The sequence below is a fragment of the Streptomyces sp. NPDC032126 genome (assembly GCF_055580085.1).
Genome location: NZ_JBVIMA010000006.1, coordinates 398,629 through 404,971 on the forward strand (window position 1 = coordinate 398,629; position 6,343 = coordinate 404,971).

8 protein-coding genes are annotated in these 6,343 nt (G+C 74.8%); 7 read left to right on the forward strand and 1 reads right to left on the reverse strand.

Features of this window, described 5'->3' with window-relative positions:
* Window positions 1-36: 36 nt before the first annotated feature.
* Window positions 37-639, forward strand: coding sequence for a hypothetical protein (locus tag ACZ5NW_RS24210; protein ID WP_468745961.1), 603 nt, complete (start codon window positions 37-39; stop codon window positions 637-639).
* Window positions 640-680: 41 nt separating this feature from the next.
* On the opposite strand, the gene ACZ5NW_RS24215 is transcribed toward ACZ5NW_RS24210, so the two are convergent.
* Window positions 681-1,175 (reverse strand): DUF1877 family protein, encoded by a 495-nt coding sequence (locus ACZ5NW_RS24215; RefSeq protein WP_468745962.1) that lies wholly within the window; start codon window positions 1,173-1,175, stop codon window positions 681-683.
* A 142-nt stretch (window positions 1,176-1,317) separates the two neighbouring features.
* Here ACZ5NW_RS24215 and ACZ5NW_RS24220 point away from each other — a divergent pair, with 142 nt between their 5' ends.
* From ACZ5NW_RS24220 to ACZ5NW_RS24245, 6 genes are all read left to right on the forward strand, one after another.
* The gene (locus tag ACZ5NW_RS24220; RefSeq protein ID WP_468745963.1) at window positions 1,318-1,716 is read left to right on the forward strand and encodes a hypothetical protein; all 399 of its coding nucleotides are present in this window, start codon (window positions 1,318-1,320) and stop codon (window positions 1,714-1,716) included.
* Between the two features lie 129 nt (window positions 1,717-1,845).
* Window positions 1,846-2,256 (forward strand): hypothetical protein, encoded by a 411-nt coding sequence (locus ACZ5NW_RS24225; RefSeq protein WP_468745964.1) that lies wholly within the window; start codon window positions 1,846-1,848, stop codon window positions 2,254-2,256.
* A gap of 185 nt (window positions 2,257-2,441) precedes the next feature.
* Complete coding sequence (locus ACZ5NW_RS24230; RefSeq protein ID WP_468745965.1) at window positions 2,442-3,059, forward strand: RNA polymerase sigma factor; 618 nt, start codon at window positions 2,442-2,444, stop codon at window positions 3,057-3,059.
* A 102-nt stretch (window positions 3,060-3,161) separates the two neighbouring features.
* Entirely contained in the window at window positions 3,162-4,025 is an 864-nt protein-coding gene (locus tag ACZ5NW_RS24235) for a hypothetical protein (protein WP_468745966.1), read from the forward strand.
* A 387-nt stretch (window positions 4,026-4,412) separates the two neighbouring features.
* Entirely contained in the window at window positions 4,413-5,075 is a 663-nt protein-coding gene (locus tag ACZ5NW_RS24240; protein WP_468745967.1) for an RNA polymerase sigma factor, read from the forward strand.
* A complete protein-coding gene (locus tag ACZ5NW_RS24245; protein ID WP_468745968.1) occupies window positions 5,075-6,067 on the forward strand; it encodes a hypothetical protein in 993 nt (330 codons plus the stop codon). The genes ACZ5NW_RS24240 and ACZ5NW_RS24245 overlap by 1 nt, the downstream gene beginning before the upstream one ends.
* The last annotated feature ends 276 nt before the right edge of the window (window positions 6,068-6,343 follow it).

Here is a 6,343-nt window from a genome sequence, read left to right on the forward strand (position 1 = left end):
GCTCCGTAAGGATGGCGCCCTGGCGAGGGAGGCGTGATGAGCCTGGTGGAACTGATCGCTCAGGCCGACGAGCGCGGACTGGCCGCCACCGGACTGGCTTGTTTGGATCGGTGCGTGCCGCTGCTCGGGGGCGACGACGAGGTCCTGCGACCGCTCTGGGGAAACCTCATCGAGGGCGCCGACGCGGCCGCCTGGGGCGAGCTGATGGAACAGGCACGCGGCAGGCTCGACGGGGGAGACGGGGCTTCCGGCGGGGGCCCCGCGTCCGGCGGAGACGGTGCTTCGGGTGGGGCCGGTGACGAGGCCGTGCTGCTCGTCCGGCGGATGCTGGATGCCGCGCCCGCCGAGCGGTCCGGCGGGGGGCTGCGGGTGTGGGCCGACGCCTGTTCCGTCGCCGCGCTCCAGATACACCGACTGCTCGACCCGTCGGAGGACCCCGACCCCGTCGACTCGCGCCGCGCGGGCCGCACCGAGGGCATGCCACCGCTGGCCGCGGCCGAGCTGCGCCGCCAGATGACGGTGCTGGAGGTCCTCGCCGAGCACGGCCCGGGCGGCCTGCGCAGAGCCCTGGACGTGTCGACGGAGGGACGCAGGGTGCTGCGAGCGGTCGTGTCGCGCAGGGCGCGGGGGGTCTCGTAGCGGCAGCCGAGGCTGGGCAGGGGCGAGGGTCGGCGCGTCGGCTAGGCGATCAGCCACTTCACCACGGCGTCGCCGTAGTCGGCGGTGGTCGTGTAGAAGGCCGTCAGATCGTCGTGGGCGGAGGCGAAGGCGGCTCTGGTGCGGGGTTCCTCGGTGGGGCCGCCGTAGCGGGGGAGGAGTTCGGTGCGGGCCGGGCCCCACAGGTCGTCGAAGTCGGTGCCGGCCAGGAAGGCGGCGACCCGGGCCGTCTGTGCCGCCGTCAGCAGCAGGAAGGGCGGCTGTTCGGCGCCCCCCGCGTAGACCCGCTGGCCGCCGAGGACCACATGGGCGCCGGGGCCGGCGTCGGCGTGTTCCGGGGGGATGTCCGTATAGAGGAGCTGATGGTCGGGGTAGCGGGCGTCGAGCATCTCCTCACGGTGCCGGTCGAGCCGGTCCCGCACGGTGTCCCAGTCGTCGTCGAACAGCCTCCGCAGCCATGCCGCGCTGTTGCGCAGCGCCGACGGCGGTACGGCACGGAAGTGCAAGTAGGCGCTCATCACTTGGGCAGCGCACGGGAGCGGTGGACCGTCACACGGGGGACATCCTGTGACGGGGGCGGGGCGATCCTGCGGCGGTGCGGCGCAGACGGCGCGTTCAGGTGACGTTCACGGCCCTGACCTCGCTGTTCCGTACGTGACGATGAGCGAGACGATCCAGCAGCCCCGGCCGGGCGCCGCCACGAAACCCGTGCGGTGGGCGGCGGACGCGGTGGCGACGATGCGTGAGGGCGCGCGGCTGTACCTCGACTACTCGGCGCAGAGCCTGTGGCGCGTCGACCGGCTGATCGACGACATCCGCCGCGAGGGCACGCCGTACGCCGCGATGGACGGCGTCCTGCGGGGGCTCGGGGCCTACGCCGGCGAGGTGATCGTCCGCCGGACCGGCGGGGAGTGGTGGGCGACCGGCGGCGACCACTGGGTCCGCACCCCCGACGGCCGCCTGTGGGACCCGATCGACGAGGCCCGCCGCTGCTTCACCGGCCACGGCTCGCTGCGCCTGCTGTGCAGGGACGCGAGCGGTGGGCCGGGCCAGGCGTAGTCCCGCTGCTGGTGTGTGACAAGGGACACAGCTGTGGCCTGTGATGGTTGCGGGCCCGTTTTCGCTGGGGCAGGCGGGAGGGGGCGGTGTGCCGCTTCCCCTCATCCCAGGGAAGGGGGGACGGGCCCTATGGCGGACGCGAGCGGGATGCGGGCCCGCGCCGGTGCCTTCGTCGCACGGGTCGCCGCGCGGCACCGGCTGCCGTTGGACTACTCCGTCGCCAGCCTGCGCGTCGTCGACTTCCTCGTCGACGGGCTGCGCAAGGGCGGGAGCGACCGGGAGTCGGCTCAGGACACCCTCGTCGCGCTCGGGGCCTACCTCGGGGAAGTCCTCGTGCGGCGGGCCGGTGCCGAGTGGGTCGACTTCGACGAGGGGCAGCGGGCCTACTTCGGTCAGCCCGTCGGCGTCCGCATGCCGGACGGGCGGATCTGGAACCCCCTCGGCAAGGTCGTCAACCGCTTCGAACGGGGCGGCGCCGAGGAATCCCTGCACACCTTCTATCTGACCCTGCACGGCCGGGTCCGGCGGGCCGCCGCCTGACCGGGCGACGCGCCGCGGGCGCCGGTACGGTCCCGCGCGAGCGGGCCGGGCCGGTACCCGTGGTGCGCTGTGACATTTCTGTGAGCAGCGACGCTGATGACCTTGGGGGCGTGGCCGCGGCCGGACCAGGGGCGCGACTCGGGGACCACGCACCCGCCACGAACTCCGTACGAACGAGGACAGTCTTGGGCCAGGGAGGGGAACCCCGGCGCGCGCACGCGTACGACGGGGAACTGGGCGCGGCCGTTGCACGGGCCCAGGGCGGCGACGAGGCCGCGTTCGCGGTGGCGTACCGGATCGTGCAACCGGGACTGCTCGGGTATCTGCGCGGGATCGTCGGCGACGACGCCGAGGACGTCGCGTCGGACGCCTGGCTGGAGATCTCCCGGGACCTCGGGCGGTTCAAGGGCGACGGGGCCGGCTTCCGGGGGTGGACCGCGACCATCGCCCGGCACCGCGCGCTCGACCATCTGCGGCGGCTGCGGGTACGGCCCCGGGGCACCACGCTGGAGCAGGACGTACTGGACCTGCCCGGGCCGCAGAGCACGTACGACCAGGCGCTGGAGACCCTCTCCACCGAGCGGGCCCTGGCCCTGGTCCGGGGACTGCCGCGCGACCAGGCCGAGGCCGTGCTGCTGCGGGTCGTCGTCGGGCTCGACGGGCCGGCGGCGGCGCGGGTGCTGGGCAAGCGGCCGGGCGCGGTGCGGACCGCCGCGCACCGGGGCCTGAAGCGGCTCGCCCGGCAGCTCGGCGTCGACGGTGTGACGGATGACGGCTCCCGGACGCTGGGTGAGTCGAAATGAACGGCGACGGATGTCGGCCGTATGGATCAAGGGCGGGCGACGCCGCCCGGTGCAACAGCGCGTACGAGAACTCGTACGGCCAGGACAGAGGCGGAAACGGACATGGGTGAACGGCAGAACGACGGCGGGGCCGCGCACGGCCACCGGCGGCGTGCGCACCCTGACGTCCACGGGATCGACGGCGCGGGCGGGACTCCGGGCGCGGGCGGCAGCCACGGTGAGCCCGGGGTCCACGGCGCCGCCGGTATCGAGGAACTGCTCGCCGTCGTGCTGCGGGACACCGGTGACGGGTCCCTCGACGGCAGCGAGGGCGAGCAGCGCGCCGTGGCCGCCTTCCGGGCCGCCCGCGACGCGGGAGCCCACCGCGCCCGCACCCGCCGCCGCGACGACTGGCGGCCCCGCGAGCAGCGGGCCCTCCGGCGCCGCTCCGTGAAGGCCACCCTGTCGGTCGCCGTCGCCAGCCTCGCCCTGGGCGGCGTCGCCGTCGCCGCGATCGGCGGCGTCGGCTCCGACGACGAGGCCTCCGGCCCCCGCCGATCCGGACCCGCCACTACGGCGTCCAGCGCGCCCGGCGACCCCGCCGCGCCCTCCTCCGGCGACCCCTCCGCCGCCTCCTCCACCGCGAACCCGGCCGGCAAGGACCGCCCGGAGACCGCCCAGGACACCGAGGCCCACTGCCGGGCCTGGGGGCAGGGCAAGGGGCGGGGCAAGGCGATGGACGCCACCGCCTGGCAGCGGCTCGTGACGGCCGCGGGGGGCGAGGAGAACGTCGAGGCGTACTGCGCCCGGCAGACGGCTCCGCCCAGCGCCTCCCCGTCCGCCTCGGCCGCGGCCGGACCGGAGAAGCAGGGGAGCGAGCAGAACGGCAACGCCAACGGCAGCGCCGGGAACGACGGCAGCGCCGGCAAGGACGGCAAGGCCCAGACCGAACCCGCCGACGGGAAGACCGCGGGCAAGGGTCAGTGACCCCTGCTGTTTGAGCGGATGACCGGGTGACCGGATGTCCTGCGCCGACGCAGTTACTCGTACGACTCGTACGACTGCTGTCCCGCGCTGCGGCCCGTACAGGATCCGTCGCGGAGACGGCCGGGGCCGCCACCCCCCACAGGAGAGGCCCCGGCCGTCGCGCGGCACGGACCGCGCCGCGGTCCGTACTACCTACAGCGCCCTGAGTGCGTTTTCTGTCACACCCCTGCCCGTACTGCTCACATCACGAGATAGTTGCATGCTGGACCGACATGGACGAGCAGCGGTTTCACACCGTAACGTGCCATTCGCGCCGGACTGCGGCGGCGGCCGACCACCGCAACGACCCGCGGGCGCGCGACCGCGACCACCGATCGAGGACCAGGGGTGCTGGGGGACGACGCCGAGCTGACCGCCGCGGTGCTTGCGGCGCAGAACGGAGACGAGAGCGCGTTCCGGACCGTCTATCGCGCCGTGCATCCACGGCTGCTGGGATACGTCCGGACGCTGGTCGGCGAGCTCGACGCCGAGGACATCGCCTCCGAGGCATGGCTGCAGATCGCCCGTGACCTGGAGCGGTTCAGCGGGGACGCCGACCGCTTCCGCGGCTGGGCCGCCCGGATCGCCCGCAACCGCGCCCTGGACCACATACGCATGCGCGGCCGCCGCCCCGCGATCGGCGGCGACGAGACCGAGCTGACCGGCCGGCCCGCCGAGTCCGACACCGCCGGGGAGGCCATCGAGGCGCTGGCCACCGGCCGCACGCTGTCGCTGATCGCCCGGCTGCCGCAGGACCAGGCCGAGGCCGTCGTGCTGCGGGTCGTCGTGGGCCTCGACGCCAAGACCGCCGCCGAGACGCTCGGCAAACGCCCCGGCGCCGTACGGACGGCCGCGCACCGGGGCCTGAAGAAGCTCGCCGAGCTGATCGGCGAGGACCCGGAAACGGTCGGCGTGCTCGACGCACTGCCGCCCCAGCGAGGACCGCGCTCCGGCGCGGTGACGTCCGCCGGTGTGACGCAGCTGCGTCCGCGGACGCAGAAGGACATGTGATGGCCGACGACGAGTACAGGTGGCTGGACCCCGATACGGCGGAGCGCCTGCTGAGCGGCGAGTCACCGGACCACCCCGTCGATCCGGCCGGACGCGACCAGGCCGCGCGGCTCGCGCGGACCCTCGACGCCCTGTCCGCCGTGGGCACCGCGCCGGCCGCCGGCGAGCTGCCCGGCGAGGCCGCCGCCCTCGCCGCGTTCCGCGCGGTCCGCGCCGAGCGAGCGACGGCTCTGGCCGCCGTCGACTCCGGCGCCGCGCCCGCCTCCTCCGACACCTCCGACGCCGGGCTGATCCGTATCGGCCGTCGCGGCGGTGGTGTGTGGCGGACCCGCTGGGGGCGGCCCGCACGGCTCGGGCTGGCCGCCGCGCTGGTGGCCGGCATGGTCGGCGGGGTCGCGGTCGCGGCCGGTACCGGGGTGCTGCCGGGGCCGTTCGACGGATCCCGGCCGGAGCCCGCCGCCTCGGTCTCGGCGGTCGGCTCGCCCGACCCGGACCGCCCGCTGCTGTCCCCCTCCGGGGTGCCCGACGGTCCGGCGGGGGGAGAACCGAAGGGCTCCGAGAGCCGCGGCACCGGGCCCGGCGGCGACAAGGACCACCAGGACGTGTCGAACCGGGTGACCTCGGCCTGCCGTGACGTGCACCAGGGCCGGACCCTGGACGGCGAGCGGCGCCGCACCCTGGAGGGGCTGGCGGGCGGTTCGTCGCGGGTACGGGCGTACTGCGCGGACGTGCTGGAGCGCGTGGACGGCGGGCGGACCGCCGCGGGTGACAAAGCCGACGGCAAGAGCGGCAAGAGCGGCAAGAGCGGCAAGAGCGGCAAGGGCGGCACGGGCGGCCACAAGGGAAGCGGCTCGGGCTCCCACTCCGGCCCCGGGGGCGACGAGAAGGACGACAAGGGCGGGAAAGAAGACAAGGGCGGCAAAGACGACAAGGCCGACAGGCACGACAGCGGCGGCCGGCATGAGAAGGGCAAGCCCCCCGCTGCTCGGTGACTTGGCAAACCCCCTCTGACCTGCGGCGATGCAAGTCGTTGAAAAATTCTCGGCCCAGGTGTGACGTTTTCGGGGGCCGGAACGCAGTACTGAGTGAGCCGACTGGTCATCGGCCCTCGCACAGAGCCGGGGTTCCCCCCGTACCTTCGGCTCGTGCATCTGGCGCGGGGGGGGGAAAGTCCCCCCCCTCCCCCCCCCCCCCCCCCCCCCCCCCCCCCCCCCCCCCGAAACCACAAACCTGTTGCCCGTCCGCCCCCCGGGGAAAAAAGCCCCGAC

Excerpts from the sequence above, each read along its gene's own strand:
- ACZ5NW_RS24245 (WP_468745968.1), top strand. The coding sequence starts at position 5,075 with ATGGCCGACGACGAGTACAGGTGGCTGGACCCCGATACGGCGGAGCGC.
- ACZ5NW_RS24220 (WP_468745963.1), top strand. The coding sequence starts at position 1,318 with ATGAGCGAGACGATCCAGCAGCCCCGGCCGGGCGCCGCCACGAAACCC.
- ACZ5NW_RS24210 (WP_468745961.1), top strand. The coding sequence starts at position 37 with ATGAGCCTGGTGGAACTGATCGCTCAGGCCGACGAGCGCGGACTGGCC.
- ACZ5NW_RS24225 (WP_468745964.1), top strand. The coding sequence starts at position 1,846 with ATGGCGGACGCGAGCGGGATGCGGGCCCGCGCCGGTGCCTTCGTCGCA.
- ACZ5NW_RS24215 (WP_468745962.1), bottom strand. The coding sequence starts at position 1,175 with ATGAGCGCCTACTTGCACTTCCGTGCCGTACCGCCGTCGGCGCTGCGC.
- ACZ5NW_RS24235 (WP_468745966.1), top strand. The coding sequence starts at position 3,162 with ATGGGTGAACGGCAGAACGACGGCGGGGCCGCGCACGGCCACCGGCGG.